Below are 24,822 nucleotides of genomic sequence, written 5' to 3'. Positions count from 1 at the left end.
GGGCGATCGCGTGCCGCCGCACCGGGGGCGGGGTGTGCCGGTCGGCCGCGGTGGGCCGGTCGCCGACTGCGCGCCACCCGGCCGGCTCACACCGGTGCCTCGTCCGGGTGGCGGGGGCGCCGGGGCGCTCCTAGTAATGGAGTGCGTAAGGCCGCGTTCCGCACGCGGGGGCGCCGGTTGCGGCCGCATCCCTCCCCTGGAGCCGAGATGACCACCCGCTCTTCGTCCCGCCGTCCCGACGACTCCCTCATACCTCCCACCCCGGCCACCGCCGTCCTGACGCGCCGCGACGGCCCGCGGGGCGACCACGCACGGTACGGCGATCCCCGGCCCGGCCCGGTCCACACGGCAGTCGCACCGGCGCCCCAGCCCGACGCCACCGCCGCGGTCACGCCGGCCGGTCCGGTGGGCCGGGCGGTGAGCCGCCTGCGGACCGGTCGCGTCCCCGGCGCCGAGACGCGGGTCCGGGGCGCCGCGCTGCTGGTGTTCCTGTGCGGGGCGGCACATGCTCCGCGCTACTGGGCCGGGCTGTCCCACGGGGCCCTCGGGGCGACGCTGGTCACCTCGGCGCTGTGCATGCTGCTGGCACTCGCCCTGACCGCTCGGGCGGCGCAGGCCCGGCTGGTGGCGGCGACGGCCGCCGCCGGGGTCACGGCGGCGCTCGCCGCGGGCCAGGTGCTCGGCGGACGGTTCGGCCTGCCGGATCCGACGCGGCTGTGGGCGGCGACGCTTGCCCCGCCGTGGCTCGCCGGTACGGCCGCGACGGCGGCCGCGCTCGCGGCGCTGATGGTGGCGCCGGTCGCGGTTGCGGAAGGCGCGGTGCCGCGGCGGTGAGGGAGGCCGGGTCAGTGGGCCGGGGGTGACGGGCGTGCCGTGGCGGGCGGGGCCGCCTGGCGCAGCACGAGGTGGCCGTCGAGGCGGGCGGCAGCCATGGCGAACGGGACGCTGTCCGCCTCACAGCACAGCGCCACGTCCTCCGGATGGACACCGGCCCAGCCCTGCCGCACGCCGTCGGCGAGCCGCGCGGCGGCGTCGGAACGCCTGGCCCGCTCCAGATAGGGGCCCGGGTCGGCGTCGGGCGTGCGCACCCGCCGCGCGATGTACTCGGCGCAGGCCAGGTCCTCCTCGGCCCGCCCGCCGTCCCCGGTGACGACGAAGGTCACCGTGTCCGGCCGGGCGCGCCGCAGCAACTCGGCGGTCGCCCCGGCCACCGCGAAGCTCGCGCACAGCAGCAGTCCGGCGTCCGCCACCGACAGCGCCCCGACCGTCCCGGCGGTGGTCTTCTGCACGATCGTGCGGCCCCGCACGTCGAGCGAGCGCAGCCGGGCCGGCGAGTTGGCCAGGTCGAACCCCGGCACCGGCGGCCCGTCCTGGAAGGCGAGCCAGCCCGGGTGGCGGGCCTTCAGGTCCAGCGCCTCCTCCTGCGTACCGGCGAACACGATCCGCTCGGCGCCGCGCCGAAGCGCCCAGGCGGCCACGGTGAAGGCGCGCATCACGTCGACGACCACGGCGACGTCCGGCGCGGTCGGGGCATCGGCCGTACCGGTGAACACGGATCGCATCGCCCCATGTTGCACCACGCGGCGCCCGCTCAGGGGCCGGTCGCGTCCCGCGGCAGCGGCAGCGGCAGCGGCAGGGGCCGCGCGGCGCGCATGCTGCGCAGCGCGAGCAGCAGCACGGCGATGTCGTCCAGGTAGACGGGATCGGGCAGCAGGTCGGTGGGGAGCACCAGGTACAGGACCGCGCCCCAGAACACCCAGCGCGGACCCGTCGGCAGGCCCGCCCGCCGCAGCGTGCGCCGGGTGCGCACCAGCCGCACCAGGAGGCCGACGGCCACGGCGAGCAGTACCGCCGCGACCACGGCGGCGATCACCAGCAGGGTCGTGGTGTCCATCGGGCCTCCTTCTGCCACGCGGGCCTACGACGGCCGGTCACGTGCCGTCGACGGCGTCCTCGGAGCCCGTCTTCCCCCGTCCGGGGAACCTCAGCCGTTCGAACGTCCGCGTCAGCTGCTGGAGCGCGGCGGGCGTGCGGGCGGGCCGCTGCCGGGGCAGGGCGTCCGCGGGCACGTCACGGTAGGCGGCGAGCGCCTCGAGGGCCTGCTCCGCGGCCTGTTTGTACAGGTCCCGGGACTTGGTCATGGCCTCGAGCGCCTCTTCGTACATGGCGACCCGCTGCCGTTCGCGCTCCAGCACCTCCTGCACGGTCATCAGGGTCCAGTTGTCCCGCAGGTCCGTCAGCGCCTCCTCGGCGTCCGGCGGCAGCGGCCGGCTCTGGGCGACGAAGTGCCGCAGCGCGTCAAGGAGTTCGGCCGGTTCGGAGCCGTCCAGGAAGACGCTGCGCACCCGGTGCTCGCGGCCGTCGTAGCCCTTCGGCGCCGGGTCCGGCGGGAGGAGCACGGCGCCGCCGCGCGGCACCTCCACGCCGAGGTCCTTCAGCGCCCAGTTGACGGCGCGCAGCTGGTGCGGGGCGGCCCGGTGCTCCACGACACGGTGCCGGAGACCGGGCGGCAGCAGCCGTACCAGCGGCAGCTTCCCCTCCTCGTCCGGCGTCATCGCCTCGTGCACGACGAGGTTGACGCACCAGGCCTCGCGGGCCGCGTCCCGCAGCCGGCGCCGCATCTCCTTGTCGTCCGCGGGCAGCGCGTTGACCTGCCGGAAGCGCAGGCCCGCGACCGTGGCGTGATGGTCCCAGGAGCCGTCGTCGGGCGCGCCGGACGCGCCCTCCGGCCAGAACTGCGTGGCGGGCGAGGGCCACGCCTCGTCCCAGGGCCGCTCCGCCTCCGCGACCAGCCGCCACTCGTGCCCCTGCGGCTTGCTCTCGCGCGGTACGAGGGTGAGGCGGGCCCGTACCGTCACCGTGCCCTCGGCCCGCCAGCGCGCCTCGAAGACCCGCAGGGGCGAGTCCTCGGGGACGGGCGGTTCGGCGAAGTCGTCGATGTCCCCGCTGTCCTTGTGCCGGCGCAGGGTGCGGCGGACGACGTCCGCGGGGGCGGGTCCGATGTGGCGGCCGCGAGCCGCCCACAGGGTCTGCGGGAAGGCGGCGCGGTCGGTGGCGGAGTTCGACATGGGCCAATCTGCTGATGGGAGTGGGTGCGCCTCCCAGTATCACCGCTCGGCGCGGCGAAACGTCGTCCGGGGGTTGCCGACGCGCGCGGTGTGCATCCGCGCGCCCCGCGCACGGGTGTACGCCACACACACGGGGCGCGCGCGGCGTGCGTCAGGCGACCACGGTTCACCCGTGCCCGGCTCCGCGGACGGCGCCCACAATGGTCCGTCGAGTGGGGCTCGCCCGTCCATCCGCTGTGGGGCGGGCCCCGCTCCCCTGCCGTGGGCGGGCGCCGCCGTCGCGCCGGAGCCGGTGCGGGAGCGCCCGGGACCGCCGCTGACGGTGCGGCTCTTCGCGCGGCTCACGGACAGCGGACGCCGCAGGACCGGCGACAGCGCGCGGACGAGGGGCCGGCACACCTGTTCCGGCCCCTCAAGTTCCCCGTGGCGTACGGGACTTACGCGCCGCTCTCGCGCAGCATGTCCTCGCGCTCCACGATCTTCACGCGCTCGCGGCCCTGCGGCTCGCCCAGCGCGCGCTCGGCGGCGTCCAGCCGGTACCAGCCCTCCCAGGTGGTGAACCGGACGTTGCGCTCGGCGAGGAAGGCGTCCACCGCCTCCGGCGCGGGCGAGGACGGGGTGTGCAGCCGGCCGTTCGCGTGGTCGTCCAGCAGATTGGCCACCGTCTCGTTGGCGTCGCCCTTGGTGTGCCCGATGAGACCGACCGGGCCGCGCCGGATCCAGCCGGTGACGTAGGTGGACTGCAGGTGGGTGCCGCCCTCCTCGATCACCCGGCCGCCCTCGTCCGGGACGGTGCCGGACGCCGCGTCCCACGGCAGCTTGGGAAGCTCGGCGGAGAGGTAGCCGACCGCGCGGTAGACGGCGGTGACGTCCCAGTCCTTGAACTCGCCGGTGCCCTTGACGTTGCCGGTGCCGTCCAGCGCGGTGCGCTCGGTGCGCAGGCCGACGACCCTGCCGTCCTCGCCGAGGATCTCCGCGGGGGACTCGAAGAAGTGCAGGAACAGCTTGTGCGGACGGGTGCCGACGTCGCGGATCGCCCAGTTCTCCAGGGTCTTGGCGACCATGTCCGCCTGCTTGTTGCCGCGCCGGGTCTCGATGGAACCCGCGTCGTAGTCGATGTCCTCGGGATCGACGATGACCTCGATGTTCGGCGAGTGGTCCAGCTCGCGCAGCTCCATCGGACTGAACTTCGCCTGCGCCGGGCCGCGGCGGCCGAAGACGTGGATCTCCACCGCCTTGTTCGCCTTCAGGCCGTCGTACACGTTCGGCGGGATCTCGGTGGGCAGCAGCTCGTCGGCCGTCTTGGCGAGGATGCGGGCCACGTCGAGGGCCACGTTGCCGACGCCGAGCACCGCGACCTTCTCGGCCTCCAGCGGCCAGGTGCGCGGCACGTCCGGGTGGCCGTCGTACCAGGACACGAAGTCGGCGGCGCCGTGGGAACCGTCCAGGTCGATGCCGGGTATGCGCAGCTCACGGTCGGCCGTCGCGCCGGTGGAGAAGATCACGGCGTCGTAGAAGGCGCGCAGGTCGTCCAGGTTGATGTCCGTCGGGTAGTCGACGTTGCCGAAGAGGCGGATCTGCGGCTTGTCCAGCACCTGGTGCAGGGCCGTGACGATGCCCTTGATGCGCGGGTGGTCGGGGGCGACGCCGTAGCGGATCAGGCCGAACGGGGCGGGCATCCGCTCGAAGAGGTCGATGGAGACGCCGGGTTCGGCGGCCACCTCGGACTTGAGCAGGGCGTCGGCGGCGTAGATCCCGGCGGGGCCGGCTCCGACGATGGCTACCCGCAGGGGGCGCGGCATGATCAGGTTCCCTTCGAGCGTGAACAGGCGACTCGATCGGGAAGCCTAAACTAAGGCAGACCTAACCTGGTACGCGGGTCGGGTCTATGACCTCATAAGGGCATCTTATGACTTCTCCATGCGCTGCTTATGCCCGCCGGGGCCGCGCCCGGCGGGCACAGGTCACGCCGGCCTGATGATCCGGTGGATCGCCGCCTCCCCGGCGCCGAAGATCGACTCCTCGCGGATCGTCGACCCCGGTCCCGGGGCGTGCACCATCATGCCGCCGCCCACGTGCAGGCCCACGTGCCGGTCGTCGTCGAAGAACAGCACGAGATCACCGGGCTCGATACCGGCGAGCGTGACCGGGGCGCCGGCCAGCGCCTGCTCGTGCGCGGCCCGCGGCAGCGTGACGCCGGCGGCTTTCCACGCCGCCTGCGTGAGGCTGGAGCAGTCGTACGAGTCCGGTCCCGTCGCGCCCCACACGCACGGCTTGCCGATCTGGGCCCGGGCGAACGCGATGGCCTTGGCGGCCCGCAGCGCACGGGGTGACTCGGCGGCGGGGACGCCGGTCGCCGGGGTCGTCGTGGTGAACTGCTGCCACTGCCCCGCCTGCTGACCTGCCTGGGTCGTCTCCGGCCGCGCGACGGGCGGTTGCCCCGGCTGTCCGGCGCCGAGCCCGGCCATGCGGCCGGCCCCGAGGAGCCGGACCTGCGTCCCGCCGTCGCTCCAGCCTGTCCCAGCGGGTGCGGCGGCCTGGGCGGGGTGCCGGGAGAGCAGGTCGCGGGCGGCGCCGAGCTTACGACGGCTGTCCGCCTTGGCGACACCGGGGGACAGCCGTCCGGGCGTGGCCGTGCCGGGCAGCGACCGGGGTGCCCGCGGCGAGGCCCCGGGCGCGGACGGCGGTGCGGCGACCGGGAGTACGGCCGTCTCGTCAGGGCCGGGGACGGCGGGACTCCCCGGAGCGACTGGGCCCGCGAGGGTGCCGTACCCGTAGCCCGCCGCACCTGAGAAGCCGCCCACTACCGCCGTGCCGGGGCCGGGCACCGACGCGTTCCCGAAGGCGACCGCTTCGGCAGTGCCGAGGCCGTAGGAGGCCGTGCCGGTCGCTTCCGCGGTGGTGAGGCCGGGGGGTGACTGGGTGCCGAGGCCGGCCGGTTCCGCGGTGGTGAGGCCGGTGAGTGACTGAGAGCCGAGGCCGGTCGCTTCCGGCGTGGTGAAGCCCGGGAGGGACGGGTGCGCCGGGTACGCCGATTCCGTCGGGCTCCCGAAGCCGGTCGTGCCGTAGGCGGCCGTACCGCCGAGGCCGCCTGGCTCCGCGAACCCGCTGTTCGGCTGCGCCGTGCCGAGGCCGTAGCCGGCCATGCCGGTCTGCTCCGCGGTGGTGAGGCCGGTGAGCGACTGGGTGCCGAGGCCGGCTGCCGCTGCCGTGGTGAGGCCGGGGAGTGACTGCGGTCCGAGCTCGGTCGCTTCCGGCGTGGTGAAGCCCGGAAGGGACGGGTGCGCAGGGTTTGCCGATTCCGTCGCGCCCCCGTAGGCGGCCGCGCTTCCGAGGCCGGAGGCTGTTGTGCCCGCGAGGCCGGCCGGCTCCATCACGCGCGGGGCGGGAACCGGCCATCCCGCGCCCGTCGGTGACTGCTGCCCACCGCCGCCGAACAGGGCCGTCGCGCCCGGGTCGACGGCGGGTTCCGGCGCCGTGCGGTCGGCGAGGTCCGGTGTGCGCCGCCCGACGGGCAGTTCACCGGCGGCGGGGAGTTCGGGGCGGCGAGGTCCGGGCAGGGCGGGGCGGGCGCTGCCCGGCAGGGACTGCGCCGCCGAGGCCGGCGTCGTACCGGCCGGCAGTTCGGCCACCGCCCGTCCGGCGTCCCGCTCCAGCGCCGGCAGGCGCAGCGCGTCCCGCTCACCCGTCGGCAGACCTTGCGAACGCGCGGGTCGCGCCGGGCGGTTGGGCTGCCGGTCGGCGGGCAGCGCGGCGGGGACCGAGGGGCCGAGCTTGGAGCGGGCGGCCTCGAACCACTGCTGGGTCATCGCGTCGAGGTCGGGATCCGCGCGCCGGCCCGGCCGTTTGGCCAGTGGGACGCCTCGCGAGCGGGTCTTCGCCATGGCCCGGGTCGCGTTGAAGTTCCCGGTCTCGTTCTCGGCCTGGTCGTACAGGGAGTCGATCCGCTGCCGAACCTCGTCGCGGTTCTCCGGCGCCATGGAAGACGTGCTCCTTCCTTGCCCCGCAGGGCAGTTGGGCCGTTACGTCCGGGGTGAGCCGGGCGGCCTCGCGTCAACCTAGCCAACGTGTGTCCCTCGTGTGAAGGTTGAGGTCTTAAATGTCCGATACGTATTCGTGATGTTCGCGATGACGTTCGAAGGGGAAAGGTTGAGGCTCGCGTTTTCCTGTGAGGTCTCCGTGAATTCGCGATTCGGTTGAACACTGCGGCCCCGCCCTCCGTATGGGGCGGGGGAACTCCATGTCCGACCGGCGACCAGACCCAGGGGGACGACCTTGGTACGCAACAGGCGCAGACGCGCGACCGGCGCACGACGCGCGACCTTGGCAGCAGTGGCACTGATGCTGGGCGGAGGCGGGCTCGTCGCGGCGAACGTCTACGCCTCCGCCAGCGAGGGATGGGGAGGCGGATCCGACACCGGCGGACACGTGCTGTCCGCGGGCATGTCGACGATCTACTGTCCCGATGTCGGCAGCCGCCTGACCGCCGTACCGGAGGCCGCCCGCGCGGACGTGGACCGCCAACTCGCCCTCCTCGACCAGCAGACCGCGGCGGCGTACCGGCAGTTGCAGCAGTCGGGACAGGCCACCGGCTCGGCCGACGGCACGATCATGAACCCCCTGAAGGAGAAGCGCACGGCGACCCTGGAGCGGATCGCCGACGCCATCGACCGGGTCGGGGACCGACCGCAGGGCCTCGACGCCATGGCCGCGTGCACCCTGCACCCCGCGGGTGACGGCGCGGGCGACAGCGCTCAGCCGTCCGCCACGGCCGGCGGGGGAGCCCAGCAGGGCGGCGGCCAGGGGCAGAACGGCGGCGGCGCCGGCCAGAACGGCGCCGGCCAGGGCGGCAACGGACCCGTCGCGTCCGACTACGCGGACATCACCTCCGTGGAGCCCGACGCGCCGAACCCGCCCCAGCAGGCCGACGCCTCGCGCGGCAGCTTCACCTCCGACTGCGGCGTCGACGCGAACGGGCTGCGCAACTCCGACAACGTCATCGTCGCCCCCGGCGTCTCCAACGGTGCCCACCACTTCCACGACTACGTGGGCAACCAGGGCAACAACGCCTTCGCCAGTGACGACGATCTGGCGCGGGCCGGCACGAGCTGCGTGGACAAGGGCGACAAGTCGACGTACTACTGGCCGGTCATCCGCCTGCAGAACGGCACTCAGGAGCGCGACGCCGGTTCCCCGGGCGGCGGCACGGAGGGCAATGCGGGCCCGATCGTCACGCCCAAGCAGGTCACGCTGACCTTCGTGGGCAACCCGCGCGGCAAGGTCACCGCGATGCCGCGGTTCCTGCGCATCATCACCGGCGACGCGAAGGCCTTCGTCAACGGCCCCGCCAACGCCAACGCCTCCTGGAGCTGCACCGGTTACGAGAACCGGCAGCTGAAGGACAAGTACCCGCTGTGCCCGCCGGGCAGCGACGTGGTGCGCACCTTCAAGTTCCAGAGCTGCTGGGACGGCCGCAACATCGACAGCGCCAACCACCGCACCCATGTGGCCTTCGCCGCCCCCGACGGCTCCTGCCCGGCCGGCTTCCGGCCCATTCCGCAGCTCGTGCAGCGCATCGTCTACGACGTCAAGGCGCCCAGCCTCCAGGACGGCGGCCGTACGGTCCCGCTGTTCGCCGTGGACTCCTTCCCCGAGCAGCTGCACAAGCCCATCACCGATCACGGCGACTTCATCAACGTCTTCGACGAGGACCTGATGCGGACGATGGTCGACTGCATCAACTCCGGCCGCACCTGCGGTGCGACGGGCGGCGACTCCGGTGCGACGGCGTCTCCCACGGCGAGCTCCGGCACCACCGCGGCGCCGGGCTCGGGCGAGACGGCCACCGCCGCCCCGGCGCCGACCGCATCCGGCTCCTCCCCGGCGCCGAGGACCGAGGCGTCGACCTCCCCGGGCCACACCACCAAGCACGACAGGCCGGCGCGGTCCGCGAAGCCCACCTCGGTTCCGCCGTCCCGGTCGGCGCGGCCGGGCACCGGAAAGACGGACCGGGCCACGCAGGCCGCCCCCGACGGGTCGGCGTCGCCCTCTGCCACCGCGTCCCGGTCGCACGAGGCCCAGCCGGCCCCGGCCGGGTCCACTGCGCCGCCCCCGGCGTCGGCCGCGGCAAACGCCCCGTCCGCGGCGGCGCAGACCCAGACCGGGACGACAGGGGGTGGTCTGGCGGAGACCGGAGCGCACCTGTGGCCTGCGGCCGTCGGCATCCTGCTCGCCCTCTCGGGCCTGTTCATGCTGCTCCGGGCCAGGCGTCTGCAGTACTGACCGCGCGGTCGTGGTCCGACTGGAGCAGCGGGTCGTTACTCACTTGCGGGTGAACGGGTGGGTGGCCTGCTCTGGTGGCCGGTGGGCACGGGCGGTGTGTCGTGGGCATATGCCGTAAAAAGCGACAAAAGCGCGCATTCAACCGGTAAATGGTCATTACATGCGAGTGTTACAGAATCGTGTGTGATCCGTAATGTTCTCCGCGAGTCCCACGGCGAGTCGGGGGTGCGGACTGCAGGGTGTGGATGCGCGGCCGACCGGCCGCCAGCGTGCACCCTAGCGAAGGGGGACTTCGTGTCCGTTTTTGCTTCTGTCCGTCGCCTGACCGCCACTGTCGGCCTGGCCGTTGCCGCCGTGGGTGTGGCGGCGCTGCCGGCCGTGGCGGCCGAACACTCCGCGGCCCGCCCGCACCAGGCGGTGTTCGTCACCGGCGCCCAGCACTCCCACCCGGGGCCGGGCGACCACCGCGGCCGTGACCACCGTCGTGACGGCCGGTGGCGCGGCGGCGACGGATGGCGCGAGCACCGTCGTGGCCACGACGGCTGGCGTCACCGCAACCACTGGCGTCACGAGGACCGCCGGCACCACGGGGGCGGTTGGCACCACGAGGGCGGCTGGCACCGCGGTCACGGCCACTGGCGCTGAGCCGCCGGCCGCGGCTGGTGGACAGTGCGGCAGCGGGGCCGGGCAGGGTGCACCCTGCCCGGCCCCGCTGTTGCGTGCGTCGACCGCGCACACGGCTCCGTGTTCCGAAACGGCCCGTCCGACCGGCCGGCCTCAAGCCCTGACCCGTCTCGGGCACCACGGGCCGGCGGGCCCGTGCGCGTGGCGGGCTACTCCGCGAGCCAGGCCGCCCGGTCGGTCGGGAGCAGACCGCCCTCCACAGGGCCGCTGGACAGCAGGACCGACGCGTGGGCCGGCAGCCGGTAGTCCTGCGCCGAGAGGTTGACCACGCACACGAAGCCGGGTTCACGGCGGAACGCGAGCACCCCTTCGGGGGCGTCGAGCCAGGCCAGGGTCCCCTCGCCGAGGGCGGGATGCTCGCGGCGCAGCCGCAGGGCGGCGCGGTACAGCTCCAGCATCGACGAATCGTCCCCGGTCTGGGCCGCCACGCTCAGCTCGGCCCACCGCGCGGGCTGCGGCAGCCAGGGTGCGGCGGAGGCGCCCTCGGGACTGAAGCCGTACGGTGCGCTCTCGCCGGACCACGGGATGGGCACCCGGCAGCCGTCGCGGCCCCGGTCGGTGTGGCCGGACCGCTCCCAGACGGGGTCCTGGAGGACCTCGTCGGGCAGGTCCTCCACCTCCGGCAGGCCCAGCTCCTCGCCCTGGTAGATGTAGGCGCCGCCGGGCAGGGCGAGCATGAGCAGGGCGGCCGCGCGGGCCCGCCGGGTGCCCAGCTCCAGGTCGAGGGGGCCCTCGGGGCGGTACGGCTCGTTCGCGGTCCACCGCTTGACCGTCCGGCGGCCGTAGCGGCTCGGGTGGCGCATCACGTCGTGGTTGGACAGCACCCAGGTGGCCGGAGCGCCCACCGCGCCGAGCATGGCGAGCGAGTCGTCGATGACCGCGCGCAGGTCCTTGGCGTTCCAACTGGACATCAGGAAGTCGAAGTTGAACGCGGTGTGCAGGCCGTCAGGGCGGACGTAGGCGGCAAGCCGCTCGGGGGTGTCCGCCCAGGCCTCGGCGACGAACGAACGGTCACCGGGGAACTCGTCGGCCACCTTGCGCCAGGCGCGGTAGATCTCGTGGACCTCGTCGCGGTCCCAGTGGGGGTGGTCGACGTGCGTCCGGGGCCCGGCGCCCGGCTCCCGCGAGAGCAGCGGACCGAGCACCGCCGGCTCCTGGCGGGGCGGCAGGTCGGGCAGTTCGGGGTGTTTGACGAGTCCGTGGGCGACGTCGATGCGGAACCCGTCCACGCCACGGCTGAACCAGAACCGCAGGATCGACTCGAACTCCGCGAGCACGTCGGGGTGCTGCCAGTTGAGGTCGGGCTGCTGCGGCGCGAACAGGTGCAGGTACCAGTCGCCGTCGGGCAGCCGGGTCCAGGCCGGGCCGCCGAAGCAGGAGACCCAGTCGTTGGGCGGCTCGGCGCCGTCGGGGCCGCGGCCGGGCCGGAAGACGTAGCGCTCGCGCTCCGGGCTGCCGGGTCCGGCCGCCAGGGCGGCCTGGAACCAGGCGTGCCGGTCGGAGGTGTGGTTGGGCACGATGTCGGGGATGACACGGATCCCGTGCCGGTGCGCTTCGGCGATGAGCGCCTCGGCCTCGGCCACCGTGCCGAACAGCGGGTCGATCGCCCGGTAGTCCGCCACGTCGTAACCGTGGTCCGCCATCGGCGACTTGTACCACGGGTTGATCCAGATGGCGTCGACGCCGAGCGACTTCAGATAGGGCAGACGGGAGCGGATGCCGGCGATGTCACCGACTCCGTCGCCGTTCGCGTCGGCGAAGCTGCGGATGTAGACCTGGTAGATGACGGCGCTGCGCCACCACGGTGCGGTGCGGGGCATGGTGTGGAGTGGGTCCTTCGAAGATCTGGGACGGAACAGGGTCTACGTGGCGTCTACTTGGCCGCGCCCGCGGTGAGTCCGGCGACGATACGGCGCTGGAAGAGCAGCACCATCACCACCAGGGGGACGGTGACGAGCACGCCCGCGGCCATCTGGCTGCCGAACGGGGTCTCGAACTGGGTGGCGCCGGAGAACTTGGAGATGGCCACCGGCGCGGTCTGCATGGCGGACTTGTTGGTCATGGACAGGGCGATGAGGAACTCGTTCCAGGCCGCGATGAAGGTGATGATCGCGGTGGTGAAGATGCCCGGCGCGGCGAGCGGAATGATGATCTTGCGGAACGCCTGGCCACGGCTGCAGCCGTCGATCATCGCCGCGTGCTCCAGTTCGTCCGGCATCTGCCGGAAGAACGTGGTGAGGTTCCACACCGCCAGCGGCAGCGCGAACGACATGCTCGGCACGATCATCGCCTGGTAGGTGTTGATCCAGCCGATGTCGGTGAACAGCTTCAGCAGCGGAACCACGATCGACACCACCGGGAACATCGAGGTGGCGATGATCAGCGTGAGGATCAGCCGCTTGAACCGGAACTCCAGCCGGGCCATCGCATAGGCCGTGAACGTGGCCAGCAGCAGCGCCAGCACCGTGGTGATCCCCGCGACGACGAGGCTGTTGAGCAGCGACCGCGTGAACCCCTGCGACGGGTCGAACACCGCCCGGTAGTTCTCGAGGGACACCGGGGCGGGCAGCAGCGAGGTGTCGAAGATGTCGGAGGTGCGCCGCAGGCTGGAGACCAGCATCCAGTAGAACGGGGCCAGGCAGTAGGCCACCACCGCGGCGACCCCCACGTAGAGCAGCCGGCTCCGCCAGTTCGCCGTGCGCCTCATGCCGTCACCTCCGCGCGCCGGGGCACCAGGACGCGCCTGGTCCTGCGGGCCGGGCGTGCGCCGCCGTCGCCGACCAGGTCCGTGCCGAGCAGCCTGACGAAGGCCAGCGCGATCAGCAGGACGTAGACGAAGAGGAGCACGGCGTAGGCGGAGGCCGGTCCGAAGCGGACGTTGGAGGCCTCGTTCTGGGCGAGCATCGACAGCGTCTCCACCGAGTTCTTCTGCGCCCCGATGAGGATGTAGGGCAGGTCGAACATCCGCAGCGCGTCCAGGCAGCGGAAGAGCACCGCCACGAGCAGCGCGGGCTTCACCAGGGGCAGGGTGATGTGCCAGAACCGGCGCAGCGCGCTGGCCCCGTCGATGCGGGCGGCCTCGTACACCTCCGTCGGGATGACCTGCAGGCCGGCCAGGACCAGCAGCCCGATGAAGGGGGCGGTCTTCCACACCTCGGCGATGATGACCGCGACCTTGGCCTGGAAGCCCTCGGTGGTCCACAGGATCTGGTGGCCGAGGAGGGCGTTGGCGATGCCGTTGGCGTTGAAGATCCACCGCCACAGCAGGGCGGAGATGGCCGTCGGCACCGCCCACGGCACGAGGATGCCGGCCCGCACCAGCGCCCGGCCCCGCAAGGCCTGGTGCATGATCAGTGCCATCGCGACACCGATGACCGTCTCCAGTCCCACCGTGACGACCGTGAAGAACGTGGTGTTCCAGAAGGCGTTCCAGAACCGGTCTCCGGCGGCGCCGAAGATGTCGCCGTAGTTCCGCAGCCCCACGAACGGCTCGGTGGTGCGGATGAAACCCGTCTTCGGGTCCAGGCCCTTCGGCCCGTACAGCGACTCCCTGAGCGCCATGAGCGTCGGATAGAACACCACGATCGTCAGCACCAGGAGCGTCGGGGAGACCAGCAGCGCCGCCATCCGGCCCGAACCCGCGCTCGCCCGGGACCGCGCGCGGCGGCGCGGACTCACGCCGGCCGGGGACCGTCCGGAGGCGTCGCCGCGCCCGTGCGCGGTGGTGTCGGGTGGCATCGTCGTGTCGGCCATGACCCGCTCCTTACTGCGCCGCGGACTTCTGCAGGGCGCTCTGCAGGTCCTTGAGCGCCTGAGCGCTGCTCTTGCTGCCGGTCAGCGCGGCGTACGCCTCCTGCTGGATCGCCGAGGTCACGTCGCCGTAGTTGACGACCCGCGGGCGCGGGACCGCGCGCAGGATGGACTGCTTGAGGACGGGCAGGTACGGATACTGCTTGATCAGCGAGGCGTCGTCGTACAGCTTCGCGTACGGCGGGGCGAGGGAGGCGTCCTTCAGGAACGTGGTCGCGCTCTCCTCGCTGCTGAAGAACTTCATGAAGTCGACGGCGGTCGCCTTGTTCTTCGCGTACGACGACAGGGCCAGGTTGTGCCCGCCCAGGCTGGAGGAGCCGGGGCCGTTGAGGCCGGGCAGCGGCGCCACCGCGAACTTCCCCGCCACCTTGCTCTTCTCGGCCAGCGCGTACACGTAGGGCCAGTTGCGCAGGAAGACCAGCTTGCCGGACTGGAACGCCTGGCGGCCGTCCTCCTCCTGGTAGGTGACGGCCTCCTTGGGGATCGTCCCGTCCTTGACGGCACCGGCGAGGAAGTCCAGGCCCTTGCGGGCCGCGGGGGTGTCGACGTCCGGCTTGCCGTTCGCGTCGGTGATGACGCCGCCCGCGGAGTTCACGGCCTCGGCGAAGTTGACGGTCAGGCCCTCGTACTTCTGGAACTGACCGGCGTAGCACGACATGCCCTTGGCCTCGGGCAGCTTCTTCACCTTGGCGCAGTCGGCGGTCATCTCGGACCAGGTGGTGGGCGGCTGGGCGATGCCGGCCTTCTTCAGCAGGTCGGTGCGGTAGTACAGCATTCCGCCGTCCGAGGCCGCGGGCACCGAGTACAGGCCCCCGCGGTACCTTCCCGTCTCCACGACGGGCTTGAGCATGTTCTGCAGCGGGAACTGCTTCTCGGGCAGGCGGTCGATCCACTGGTGGGCGGCGAACTCCGACGTCCACACGACGTCGAGGGAGAGCACGGTGTAGGCGTCGGACTTCGTCTGCGCGTTCTGGATCATCTGCTGCCGCTGGGAGTCCGCGTCCGTCGGCAGCTGCACGAAGGTGACCTTCTCCTTGGGGTGCTGCTTGTTCCAGCGATCGATGACCTTCTGCACGACGCCGGAGGCGTCCTTGCCGGCGACGTACGTGATGGGGCCACGGCCCTTGAACGACGTGCTCCCGGCCTGCTGCCCGGAGCCGCTGTCCCCGCCGGAGCCGCAGGCCGTGAGAAGCAGGCCGGCGGCGACGAGCGGTGCGGAGCACTGGAGGGCTCTGGTGGTCCTGGTCTTCACTGTCTCTCTCCTGGTCGTGCGGAACCGAAGGCGCGACTGATCGCCCGTGAGACTGTGCTGTCACGGCATGCTGCTCTGAAAAAGACCAGGTCAAAGCATGTGATGCGGACGTGGGGGAGCGCTGCTTCGAACCCGGCGTGACAACGCTTGCACGCTAGGAGTGCACTCAAGGGAAGTCAATCCGTAAGGTGCCGGTAGTTCGAACGAATGTAGATGCGGTGCGCAGCCTTTTCATGGGCAGAAAGGGGCGACTCACCTCATGTGGGTCCGATGACAGCGCTGTCACGAGCCACGGCTCGCAAGCCGTCCCTTGTGCTAACTTCCCGCTCATGGCACCCGCTCAACGGCACCCCACGATGGCAGACGTCGCCGAACGAGCCGGCGTCTCGCCGTCCACCGTCTCCCGCACTCTGCGCGGCCTGCCCACCGTCTCGCCGGACGTCCGCGCCCGGGTCGAACAGGCCGCCAGGGAGCTGAACTTCGCGGTCTCGCGCCAGGCGGCGAGCCTCGTCACGGGCAGGACCGGAGTGGTGGCGGTGCTCGTGCCGACGCTCAACTCGTGGTTCATGGGATCGGCGCTGTCCAGCCTCGGCCCCCTGCTGCGCGCGGCCGGGCGGGAACTGAACGTCTACGTCATCCCCGACATGGCCGAGCGCACCGCCTTCTTCGAGCGGCTCCCGGCCCGCCGCAACGCCGACGCACTGCTCGTCTTCGGATTCGACCTCAACGAGGCGGAGACCGCGCGCCTGGACGACCTGAGGATGCCGGTCATCTACGTCAGCCAGCACGCCGAGGGCCGGCCGAGTGTGTACGTCGACGACGTCGCCGGGGCGTTGAAGGCCACCCGGCATCTGCTCAACCTCGGGCACCGGCGGATCGCGTTCGCGCCGACCACGGGGCCCAGCGGCTTCAGCTTCAGCTCGCGCGAACGGCTGCTGGGCTATCGGCAGGCGCTCACCGAGGCCGGCATCCCGGTCGACGACGAACTGGTGGTCGCGATGGCGGCCGAGGACCGGCGCGGTCTCGTCGCGGGTGTGGGGCGGCTGCTGAGCCTGCGCGAGCCGCCCACCGCCCTCTTCGCCGAGCAGGACGAGCTCGCCGTGGCCGTGATCCACACCCTGCGCCAGGCCAGGATCGAGGTGCCGGAGCGGATGTCCGTCATCGGCTTCGACGACCACCAGGTGGCCGAGTGGTTCGACCTGTCCACGGTGGCCCAGTCGCCCTCCGACATGGGCCGGGTGGCCGGGGAACTCGCTCTGCGGCTCATCGACGACTCCGAGGCGGACCACACGCGCCACATCGTCCTGCCCACCCACCTCGTCCCGCGCGCCACCACGGCCCCCTGGGCGGCGACGCACGAGGACGGCGAGACGCCGCAGGCCGGCGGTTGACGGGCGCGGCACCGCCGTCCCCGGCGCGCCGGCCGCGTGCCGGGCGTGGAACACACACGCGGGACCGTCACCCGGACGACGACAGGCGGCGGCGCGCCGCTGTCGACGAAGCCGCCGCCGCGCAACCCCGCCTCGTCCACGCGGCGGCCCGCGAGGACACGCGGCGGCCCGCAAGGACAGGGAGCCTGCGCCGCGGAGCCGCCCTCCTGCGGGCTCGGCGCAGCGGCCGTGACGAGGAGCTTGGCCGATCAGCGGGCGATGCGGTGCATCCTGCCCCCGTGACGCAGCCGGATCGCCCCGTAGACGAGGTCGGCGAGGAGCACGGCGGCGCCGATGACCAGCAGATAGAACAGCCCGTGAGCGGCGAACCCGATGATGCCGAGCACGACGGCCACGAGGATCAGGAACAGGAACAGGCTCATGGAGTCTCCCGGCGGCTCGGGTGGTTCAGCGGCGGGCGAGGCGGCGCTCGCCGCCGGCGCCCGGGGCGTAGTCGAGTGAGTAGTGGGCGAAGACCGCCGGCTCTTCCGTCGCCGGCAACTCCCCGTCGGTGTCGATCGAGGGGGCCTTCTTGACGATGTTCTTGTCGTAGGCCACCTTCAGGTACCCCGGACCGACGGTCGCGTCCGCGAGGGGGACGAACGCCAGCCGGCGGCGGGTGGGCATGCCGATGGTCACGGTCGCGTAGAAGGGCCTGTCGGTCGCGGTGTCGACGTAGACCGACTCCAGCACGCCGATCTTGTGGCCGCCGGAGTCGACCACGTCATGCCCCCGCCACTCACGGATGTCGCCTGCCTCGAACATGATGAACCTCCGCAGAACTGCCGCGCGAGTACCCATGACCGGGCGGCTGATGCCCTCGACCGCCCCTGCCGCGTCCACGGGGGCCGGAAGGGTCTCGTGCGGAAACGGCAGGCCCGCGCTCATCACGGTCCGGCGCCGTCCCGCGTTCTCCACGCCGACGCCGACGCCGACGCCGACGCCGACGCCGACGCCGACGCCGACGTACGTGGCACGCCGCACGTGGCACGGCGCACGGCGCCCTGCCCGCGGCCGACGGCGCCGTGATCCTCCGCGGGCATCTCCCCGCCCGCACCGAGCCGGCCCGGCGTCGGCGGCCCCCTGCCCGGCCGGGCCACCCGCCCGAGCGACAAGCCGACGGACTCGACGGGGCAGCCGGTCGCGGGGACCGGCGCCTGCATCGAACCGACGGGGCGTGCCCCGCTCCACCCACGTCGCGCCGCTGCTCACCGACCGGGGTGTTGCCCCGGACCGGCTCACCGGCCGGCGCTCGGGCCGCCCCGCGGGCCCCACCTGCCGGTTGCTGCCCGAGGAGCCCCGGCCCGGGTCACTGGGCGGGGCGCCGGCAGTGCAGGAACAGGTGCGGCTCGGGTACGGCGTCGGGGTGGGCCGGAGCGAACTCGGCCCGCTCCTCGGCCAGTACCGTCAGCCCCGCACCGGTCGCCAGTTCCGTGAACGCCCCGGCGGCGAAGCTCGTCACCCGCACCGGCTGTCCCAGGAAGACCCCCTCGACGCCCTCCACGTCGAGGGGCACGGTGGCCAGCGCCACCAGCCCACCGGGCCGCACCGCCCGCGCCATCCGGCGCACCACGGCGGACTGCTCCGCCCGGGACATCTGCAGCAGCGAGAAGTACGCACAGACCGCGTCGTACGCCCCGTCCTGAAGGGGGAGTTCGCGGATGTCGGCCCGGCGGAACTCGGCGCCGGGCACCTGCCGGGCGGCCAGCGCGACCATGACGGGCGAGACGTCGACGCCGAGCACGTGGTGTCCCGCGCCGGTGAGCGTCTCGGCGGTGGGGCGTCCGGTCCCGCTGCCCACGTCCAGGACCCGGCTGCCCGGTGCCAGCCGGTCCAGCAGCCATCGCAGCGAGGCCCGGTGCGCCTCGGAAGAGGCGAACGCCTTCTCGTAGTCGAGGCCCAGCGCGTCGAACACCACGGCCGCCGGCACCCGGCGCTCGTCCTCGGCCACCACCGCACCTCCCGACGTCCGGCACCGACGCGGGCATCGTCGCACCCCTGGCGTCCGCCCACAACGGCGCATTTCCGGACCCGTTTGCGCGCCTCGGCCCGTCCACGGCAGGGTTCGGGTGTGTCCACCTTGCTGATCGTCCACCACACCCCGTCGCCCAACTGCCAGGCCCTGTTCGAGGCCGTCGTCTCCGGCGCGACGACACCCGAGATCGAGGGCGTCCGGGTGGTGCGGCGGGCGGCCCTCGCGGCCACCGCCGCCGACGTCCTCGACGCCGACGGCTACCTCCTCGGCACGCCCGCGAACCTCGGCTACATCTCCGGAGCGCTCAAACACTTCTTCGACCAGATCTACTACCCGTGCCTGGACGAGACCCGCGGCCGCCCCTTCGGCTACTACGTCCACGGAGGCAACGACGTCACCGGCGCCCTCCGCGCGATCGAGTCCATCACCACCGGGCTCGGCTGGCGCCGTGCGGCCGAACCGGTCACGGTCACCGGTGCACCGGCGAAGAGCGACACGGAGGCGTGCTGGGAGCTCGGGGCCACCCTCGCGGCCGGTCTGTCGGACTGAGCGCACCGGCTCCGGGCACGGTCCGCCGGGACCATCCGGTGGGCGCATGCGCGCGCCCGCACGCCCCGCCCGGGCGCAGCCGTGCCCCGTTCAGCCCCCGGTACCAAGGGCTCGGACGTCCATGGACCCTAGCGTGGCGGATGAGGCGTCAGGCGTGACGGGCGCCGGAGTCCGAGAGAGAGAACGCGAATGATCGACGCACAGCGACTGACCAAGAGGTACGGCGAGAAGACGGCGGTCGACGGCCTGGACTTCGTCGTGAAACCCGGCACCGTCACCGGCTTCCTGGGCCCGAACGGCGCCGGCAAGTCCACCACCATGCGCATGATCGTCGGCCTCGACGCCCCGACGAGCGGCTCCGTCACGGTGAACGGCCGCCGCTACGCCCGCCACCGCGCCCCCCTCCAGGAGGTCGGCGCCCTGCTGGAGGCGAAGTCCGTCCACCCGGGCCGCTCGGCCTACCACCATCTGCGGGCGCTCGCCCTGACCCACGGCATTCCGCGCCGCCGGGTCGACGAAGTGATCGAACTGGCCGGTCTGGGCAGCGTCGCGAAGAAGCGGGCGGGCGATTTCTCCCTCGGCATGGGGCAGCGGCTCGGCATCGCCGCGGCCCTGCTCGGCGATCCGCAGACGGTGATGCTGGACGAGCCCGTCAACGGCCTGGACCCCGAGGGCGTCCTGTGGATCCGCACCCTGCTGACCTCGCTCGCGGCCGAGGGGCGCACGGTGTTCGTCTCCTCGCACCTGATGAGCGAGGTCGCGCTGGTGGCGGACCATCTGATCGTCGTCGGCCGCGGGCGGCTGCTGGCCGACACGACCGTACGGGACCTGGTGCGCGAGGCGGGCGGCGACACCGTCACGGTCGGTACGCAGGACCCCGCGCGGCTGCGGGAGGTGCTCGCCGGACCGGGCGTGGAGATCACCGGCCGCGTCGGCTCCGAGGAGCTCCAGGTCACCGGAATGACGGCCCGGGAGATCGGGCTGAGGGCGGCCGAGCACGGGATTGCGCTCTTCGAACTGTCCACGAAGGCGGTGTCGCTGGAGGCGGCGTTCATGGAACTGACCAGGGACGCCGTGGAGTACCACGGCTCCACGACCGGCACCGACGTCTCCGGGAGCGCCGCATGACCAGTACGCTCGCCACCACCTCCGCCACCGGGGCCCGTCCGCCCGCCGCCCTCCGCCCCGCCTACCGGGTCACCGGACGACGTGTGCTGTCCTCGGAGTGGGCCAAGCTCTGGTCCCTGCGGTCCACCTGGATCACCCTCGGCCTCGGCCTGCTGTTCCTCGTCGCCTTCGGCGTCATCGCCGCCGTCCGCTACAGGTTCCTGACCGGCTCGCCCCGCATGAGCGGGGAATTCGCCCGCTCGACCGCCCTGAGTCTGTCCCTCTTCGGCACCAACTTCGCCCAACTGGCCCTCGGCGTGCTCGGCGTGCTGGTCACGGCGGGGGAGTATGCCACCGGCGTGATCCGCTCGACCCTCGCGGCCGTACCGCGCCGGCTGCCCGTGCTGTGGTCCAAGGCGGCGGTGTACGGGCTGGTGGCGCTGGTCGTCGGCACCGCGGGCGCGTGCGTCGCCTTCCTCGTCGGCAGCCGGATCGTCTCGGGCACGCCCGCCGCCCTGAGCCCGGGCCACGCGGGAGTCCTGCGCAGCCTGCTGGGCGCCGGGCTCTACCTCGGCCTGGTCGGCGTGATCGGCACCGCGCTCGGCGCGCTGCTGCGCTCGGTGGCCGGCGGCATCGCCGTACTCGTCGCCACCCTCATGCTCGTCCCCGGCCTGATCTCCCTCCTGCCCAGCTCCTGGCAGGACGACATCAGCCCCTACCTGCCGAGCCACGCCGGCGAGTCGATGTTCGCGCTGACGCACGACGCCACCACCCTGACGCCGGGCGCGGGACTGCTCGTCCTGCTCGGCTGGACCGCGCTCGCCCTGGCCGGGGCCGCGTACCGGCTGCTGCACAGCGACGCCTGACCGTCCGCGCCCGCAACGGCGTCGCTTCCCCCGGACGGGTGATTCGCCCGCGTCAAGGCGCGGCGGCGGCCGTGCCGACCGCGGGGACGCGGATGCCCGGCGAGCACGGCCCGGACGGCAGCACGGCCCGCGCCGCCGCGGCCTCCTTCCAGCGGCGGACGACGAGGCGGACGAAGGGCGGACGAAGGGGCGGACCAAGGGCGGACGAAGGTGCGGGGCCGCCGGCACTGGCCGACGATGGACCCGGGTCGCGTCCCGCCGGCGCGGCCACAGCCGGTCGTACGTCGTCGAGCCGAGGGAGCGTCGGATGCGAGCGGACGTCACCGCACCCGGGCGGCCCGTGCCGGACGGCCGGGACGCCGGGGAACTGCTGCGCCGGTGCGCGCGGGACGTGCTCGACGTGGCCGAGGGCATCCGCGCGGTGTCCGCGCGCACCGGCGGCGCCCTCCTCGCGCCGTCCCTGACCGCCTCCGCACGCCGCCGCCCGCGCACCGGCCTCGCCGCCCAGTGGGCGCTGCTGCGGGCCCTGACCAGCCGCGAGGGCCTCGGCGGCCCGGCGGCGGCCGCCGCGCCGATACGCGCGGCGCAGGTCCTCGGCGCCGCCGGACAGGCGCTCGGCCGGGAGAACCTGGCCGCGCCGGTGGCCGTCACCTCCCTGCGCCTGCGGATCGCCGCCGTGCTGGCCGGCCACCCCGAGTTCGCACGCGACCCGGGCATGCGCCGGCTGACGCGAGCCGTCGACGCGGAGCGCGACGCGGACGCCGTACGGGCCCTGCGCGCCCTGCTCCGGGACCGCGGGGCCCACCGCGCCCTGTCCGGGCTCACCCCGCTGATGGCCGAACTCCTCGCCGTTCGCGACCTGCTGGACGGACCCGCGGACGACGGCGGGAGCCGGGCGTGCGACGCCGGCCCGGACGCGGACCAGGGCGCCGCCGAGCCCGTCCCCCTCACCGCTCAGGAGAGACAGGTCGTCGCCGGCGAGGGCTCCTTCCTCGGCTTCCTGCGCAACATCCAGATGCTCGTCGGCGACGGGCGGATCCTCCTGCAGAACGTGCGCGGCCCCGACGGCGTCGTCCGCTACGTCGTCCAGGCGCCCGGCATGGCGCCCGGCCGCCCCCGCAGCGACGCCCCGCAGGACTTCGCCGCCCCCTGGCGCGACCTGTTCCGCACGGACTCGCCGTACGCCCGGTCGATCCTGCGCGCCCTGGTGGACTACGGCATCCCGCGTGGCGCCGATCTGGCGCTGATCGGGCACGGCGAGGGCGGCACCGCCGCGCTCAACCTCGCCCACGACCGGGAGTTCTCCGACACCTACCGGGTCACCCACGTCGTCGCGGTCGGCTCCCCGGCCGGCGACCAGAAGCCGGCCGACCCGCGCACCTGGGTCGCCACCGTCACCAACCAGCACGACCTCGTGCCCGTCCTCGACGGCCGCGACGCGGGCTCCCCCTCCGGTCCGCACCCCGGCCGGTACGAGGTCGCGTACGACGGGCCCACCCGCGAGTTCCCGCTGTGCCACTCGCCCCACGCCTACATCGAGCACCTGCGCACCGTCATCCCCGCGGCCGCCGAGGCCATCGACGAGGCCCTCCTGCCCTATCGCGGCCCCGTCGTGCGCACCCAGGCCTACCGGCTCGGGGACCGCGCGCACCCGCCCGAGGGGCACCCCTTCCTCAGCCTGCCCACCGCCACCCGCCCCACCACGGCCGGTCCGGTCGGCGTGCCGGTGCGCTACTACGACTCCTCCGCCGCTCACCTCTGCTTCCCCGTCGACGCCGCCACGGCCCGCGGCCTGCTGCCCGACGCCCCCCGGATGACGCCGAGCCGGCCCGGCCGGCGGGCGATGGCGGTGCTCTCCCTCTACGAGCACCGCTGCACGACCATCGGCCCGTACGCCGAGATCGCCCTGTCCCTCCTCGTCGACGACCTGTGGCGGCCACGCCCGTACGACGTCGTCGCCGATCTGGTGCGCCGTGTCGACCTGCGCCGCACCGGACGGTACGTGCTGTCCCTCGCCGTCACCAGCGAGGAGGCGCGCGTGGTCGCCCAGGAGATCTGGGGCCAGCCCGCGGTCCGGATGAGCGCCGAGGCCGACCTGACGGGCCGTGACGTGCGCGCCCGGTCACGGGAGCTCGGGCTCGCCGTGGAGGGCAGCCTCGGACCGGGCGTCCGCTGCCCCGAGGCGGACTGGGTCCTCTACGGCCGCCGGGACCGGAACCTGGTGCGCACCCTGGTCCGGGCCCACGGCCGGCGCCGGCTGCACACGGGCACCGGGATCCGGCTGCGGCTCGACACCGCGGCGGCCGAACCCCTCGCCGGGCAGTTGCGCCGGCTCGGCATCGACGCGGCCCGGCCGTTGTGCGTGCTGGCCTGCCCCCGGTTCATGGCCCACCGCAGCGCCGGTGCCGTCCTGCCGCGCTGACGTCCCGTACGAGCCCAGTCGAGTGGGGAGCCGCCATGGTGACCGAGCCCAGCCCAGCGAGAGCGGCCTCGGCCGAGGAACTCCTGGAGAACGCCGCCCAGTTGCGGGTCGACGCCGACCTCATGGACGGCTACGCCCGGCGGCTGCTCGCCACCGCGGCCACCCTGGGCACCTGCCCGGCGGCACCCGGAGGAAGCCGTGCCGCTCTGGAGCGTCAGGCCGCCGCGTGTGCCAGGGCCGGGGAGCAACTGCGCGCCGCCGCAGAGGCGTTGGTCGGCCACGTCCGGGCCCGGGGCTGAGCCCGCCGGGCGCGCCGGCACAGGGCCGGCGCGGTCCCCTGCCCGCGGTGACGGCGTGCGGCGGTCAGGGCTTGCGGGCCACTCCCACGTACACCGGCTGCTCCACTCGCACCCGCATCCCCGGCTCGGGCCGCCAGCTCGTGACCGGTACGACACCCGGCTCGCACAGCTCCAGCGCGTCGAAGAACCGGGCCACCTCCGCGTGCGTGCGGGCCCGCACGAGGGTGTTCCCGGAGCGGTAGACGGCCGCGATCCGGTCCCAGACGCGCCGGTCGAACTCGGCGCTCACATGGGAGAGCAGCAGATGGCTGCCCGGCGCCAGGGGTTCCAGCAGCGTGCGGACGATCCCGTACGGATCCTGGTCGTCGGTGACGAACGGCAGCAGCGCGATCAGCGACAGGCCGACGGGCCGGGAGAGGTCCAGGTGTTCGCGGGCGAACTCCACGATCCGCTCCGGATCGCGGACGTCGGCGTGCACATAGGCCGTACGCCCCTCGGGCGTGCCCCGGAGCAGCGCCTCGGCGTGCCGCAGGACGATCGGGTCGTTGTCCGCGTACACCACACGGGCGTCCGGGGTCACGGCCTGGACGATCTGGTGCAGGTTCGGCTCGGTGGGGATCCCGGTGCCCACGTCCAGGAACTGGGCGACACCCCGGTGGGCGACGTAGCGGGCGGCCCGGTGCATGAACTCGCGGTTGGCCCACGCCGTGTCCTTGACGCCCGGAAACAGCTGCATGACCTTCTGCGCGGCGTCCGCGTCGACCGGATAGTGATCCTTGCCGTCCAGGAACCAGTCGTACATCCGGGCGGAGTGCGGCTTGCCGGTGTCGATCCGCTCCGGGCCGAATCCGGTGTCTGTCACGTCGGCTCTCCTCGCAGGGTGGGGGGGCGGCCGGAGCGCGTCCCCGCCGCGCGGGCGAGCGAGGGGCCTGGCAACCCCGGCCCCCGAGGCGACGGTCCGCCCGACGAGCACGCCCCCCGTGCGGGGCGCGAGCCGCCGGCGGATGCGGACGACCCCTTCCGGCGGCGAATCTAGCGGGGATCCGCGCGGGCCGTCGTCCGGGGCGAGCCGTTTTGG

General features: G+C 73.5%; 22 protein-coding genes. 9 read left to right on the top strand and 13 right to left on the bottom strand.

The window, feature by feature from the left end; translation table 11 throughout:
- Positions 1 to 207 precede the first annotated feature (207 nt).
- On the top strand, positions 208 to 834 hold the full coding sequence (locus ACLU3S_RS23050; RefSeq protein ID WP_413953831.1) for a hypothetical protein: 627 nt from the start codon (positions 208 to 210) through the stop codon (positions 832 to 834).
- Between the two features lie 11 nt (positions 835 to 845).
- On the opposite strand, the gene ACLU3S_RS23045 is transcribed toward ACLU3S_RS23050, so the two are convergent.
- The 5 genes from ACLU3S_RS23045 to ACLU3S_RS23025 form a co-directional block, all read right to left on the bottom strand.
- Complete coding sequence (locus tag ACLU3S_RS23045; RefSeq protein WP_413953830.1) at positions 846 to 1,562, bottom strand: 2-phosphosulfolactate phosphatase; 717 nt, start codon at positions 1,560 to 1,562, stop codon at positions 846 to 848.
- 29 nt (positions 1,563 to 1,591) lie between these two features.
- Positions 1,592 to 1,894, bottom strand: coding sequence for a DUF1232 domain-containing protein (locus tag ACLU3S_RS23040; RefSeq protein ID WP_413953829.1), 303 nt, complete (start codon positions 1,892 to 1,894; stop codon positions 1,592 to 1,594).
- A 37-nt stretch (positions 1,895 to 1,931) separates the two neighbouring features.
- On the bottom strand, positions 1,932 to 3,068 hold the full coding sequence (locus tag ACLU3S_RS23035) for a hypothetical protein (RefSeq protein ID WP_413953828.1): 1,137 nt from the start codon (positions 3,066 to 3,068) through the stop codon (positions 1,932 to 1,934).
- Positions 3,069 to 3,505: 437 nt separating this feature from the next.
- On the bottom strand, positions 3,506 to 4,870 hold the full coding sequence (locus ACLU3S_RS23030) for an FAD-dependent oxidoreductase (protein WP_413953827.1): 1,365 nt from the start codon (positions 4,868 to 4,870) through the stop codon (positions 3,506 to 3,508).
- Positions 4,871 to 5,032: 162 nt separating this feature from the next.
- On the bottom strand, positions 5,033 to 7,048 hold the full coding sequence (locus ACLU3S_RS23025) for an NlpC/P60 family protein (RefSeq protein WP_413953826.1): 2,016 nt from the start codon (positions 7,046 to 7,048) through the stop codon (positions 5,033 to 5,035).
- A 361-nt stretch (positions 7,049 to 7,409) separates the two neighbouring features.
- On the opposite strand from ACLU3S_RS23025, the gene ACLU3S_RS23020 reads away from it, so the two are divergent.
- Both ACLU3S_RS23020 and ACLU3S_RS23015 read left to right on the top strand, forming a co-directional pair.
- Positions 7,410 to 9,350 carry a DUF1996 domain-containing protein gene (locus tag ACLU3S_RS23020; protein ID WP_413953833.1) on the top strand — a complete coding sequence of 647 codons (1,941 nt, stop codon included), beginning with the start codon at positions 7,410 to 7,412 and terminating at the stop codon, positions 9,348 to 9,350.
- Between the two features lie 294 nt (positions 9,351 to 9,644).
- Positions 9,645 to 9,995 carry a hypothetical protein gene (locus tag ACLU3S_RS23015; protein ID WP_413953825.1) on the top strand — a complete coding sequence of 117 codons (351 nt, stop codon included), beginning with the start codon at positions 9,645 to 9,647 and terminating at the stop codon, positions 9,993 to 9,995.
- A gap of 188 nt (positions 9,996 to 10,183) precedes the next feature.
- Here the strand turns inward: ACLU3S_RS23015 and ACLU3S_RS23010 are convergent, their stop codons facing one another.
- The 4 genes from ACLU3S_RS23010 to ACLU3S_RS22995 are packed head-to-tail and all read right to left on the bottom strand — an operon-like array spanning position 10,184 to position 15,096.
- The gene (locus ACLU3S_RS23010; RefSeq protein ID WP_413953824.1) at positions 10,184 to 11,854 is read right to left on the bottom strand and encodes a glycoside hydrolase family 13 protein; all 1,671 of its coding nucleotides are present in this window, start codon (positions 11,852 to 11,854) and stop codon (positions 10,184 to 10,186) included.
- Between the two features lie 53 nt (positions 11,855 to 11,907).
- The gene (locus tag ACLU3S_RS23005) at positions 11,908 to 12,741 is read right to left on the bottom strand and encodes a carbohydrate ABC transporter permease (RefSeq protein WP_413953823.1); all 834 of its coding nucleotides are present in this window, start codon (positions 12,739 to 12,741) and stop codon (positions 11,908 to 11,910) included.
- Positions 12,738 to 13,787, bottom strand: coding sequence for a carbohydrate ABC transporter permease (locus tag ACLU3S_RS23000; protein ID WP_413953822.1), 1,050 nt, complete (start codon positions 13,785 to 13,787; stop codon positions 12,738 to 12,740). Before ACLU3S_RS23000 ends, ACLU3S_RS23005 begins: the two co-directional genes overlap by 4 nt.
- A 10-nt stretch (positions 13,788 to 13,797) precedes the next feature.
- Positions 13,798 to 15,096 (bottom strand): ABC transporter substrate-binding protein, encoded by a 1,299-nt coding sequence (locus ACLU3S_RS22995; protein ID WP_413953821.1) that lies wholly within the window; start codon positions 15,094 to 15,096, stop codon positions 13,798 to 13,800.
- A gap of 329 nt (positions 15,097 to 15,425) precedes the next feature.
- Here ACLU3S_RS22995 and ACLU3S_RS22990 point away from each other — a divergent pair, with 329 nt between their 5' ends.
- Positions 15,426 to 16,487: a LacI family DNA-binding transcriptional regulator gene (locus ACLU3S_RS22990; RefSeq protein WP_413953820.1), complete on the top strand. Its 1,062-nt coding sequence runs from the start codon at positions 15,426 to 15,428 to the stop codon at positions 16,485 to 16,487.
- 248 nt (positions 16,488 to 16,735) lie between these two features.
- Here ACLU3S_RS22990 and ACLU3S_RS22985 read toward each other — a convergent pair whose 3' ends face one another.
- The 3 genes from ACLU3S_RS22985 to ACLU3S_RS22975 all read right to left on the bottom strand — a co-directional run bounded on the left by ACLU3S_RS22985 (position 16,736) and on the right by ACLU3S_RS22975 (position 18,480).
- Entirely contained in the window at positions 16,736 to 16,909 is a 174-nt protein-coding gene (locus ACLU3S_RS22985) for a hypothetical protein (RefSeq protein WP_413953819.1), read from the bottom strand.
- A 25-nt stretch (positions 16,910 to 16,934) separates the two neighbouring features.
- Positions 16,935 to 17,291, bottom strand: coding sequence for a PRC-barrel domain-containing protein (locus ACLU3S_RS22980; protein WP_413953832.1), 357 nt, complete (start codon positions 17,289 to 17,291; stop codon positions 16,935 to 16,937).
- 544 nt (positions 17,292 to 17,835) lie between these two features.
- Entirely contained in the window at positions 17,836 to 18,480 is a 645-nt protein-coding gene (locus tag ACLU3S_RS22975) for a class I SAM-dependent methyltransferase (protein ID WP_413953818.1), read from the bottom strand.
- Positions 18,481 to 18,597: 117 nt separating this feature from the next.
- Between ACLU3S_RS22975 and ACLU3S_RS22970 the strand changes: the two genes are divergently transcribed.
- The 5 genes from ACLU3S_RS22970 (at position 18,598) to ACLU3S_RS22950 (ending at position 23,744) form a co-directional block, all read left to right on the top strand.
- Positions 18,598 to 19,050, top strand: a complete 453-nt coding sequence (locus tag ACLU3S_RS22970) for a flavodoxin family protein (protein WP_413953817.1) — start codon at positions 18,598 to 18,600, stop codon at positions 19,048 to 19,050.
- 189 nt (positions 19,051 to 19,239) lie between these two features.
- On the top strand, positions 19,240 to 20,178 hold the full coding sequence (locus tag ACLU3S_RS22965; protein ID WP_413953816.1) for an ABC transporter ATP-binding protein: 939 nt from the start codon (positions 19,240 to 19,242) through the stop codon (positions 20,176 to 20,178).
- The gene (locus tag ACLU3S_RS22960; protein ID WP_413953815.1) at positions 20,175 to 21,023 is read left to right on the top strand and encodes an ABC transporter permease; all 849 of its coding nucleotides are present in this window, start codon (positions 20,175 to 20,177) and stop codon (positions 21,021 to 21,023) included. The genes ACLU3S_RS22965 and ACLU3S_RS22960 overlap by 4 nt, the downstream gene beginning before the upstream one ends.
- Before the next feature lie 307 nt (positions 21,024 to 21,330).
- Positions 21,331 to 23,445 (top strand): hypothetical protein, encoded by a 2,115-nt coding sequence (locus tag ACLU3S_RS22955; RefSeq protein ID WP_413953814.1) that lies wholly within the window; start codon positions 21,331 to 21,333, stop codon positions 23,443 to 23,445.
- Positions 23,446 to 23,480: 35 nt separating this feature from the next.
- The gene (locus ACLU3S_RS22950) at positions 23,481 to 23,744 is read left to right on the top strand and encodes a hypothetical protein (protein ID WP_413953813.1); all 264 of its coding nucleotides are present in this window, start codon (positions 23,481 to 23,483) and stop codon (positions 23,742 to 23,744) included.
- 64 nt (positions 23,745 to 23,808) lie between these two features.
- On the opposite strand, the gene ACLU3S_RS22945 is transcribed toward ACLU3S_RS22950, so the two are convergent.
- The gene (locus ACLU3S_RS22945; RefSeq protein WP_413953812.1) at positions 23,809 to 24,606 is read right to left on the bottom strand and encodes an SAM-dependent methyltransferase; all 798 of its coding nucleotides are present in this window, start codon (positions 24,604 to 24,606) and stop codon (positions 23,809 to 23,811) included.
- Positions 24,607 to 24,822: the final 216 nt, after the last annotated feature.

The organism is Streptomyces sp. AF1A, from assembly GCF_047340315.1.
GTDB lineage: Bacteria > Actinomycetota > Actinomycetes > Streptomycetales > Streptomycetaceae > Streptomyces.
Note: the sequence above shows the minus strand (reverse complement) of the source record. Positions and strands in the feature narration are given on the sequence as shown.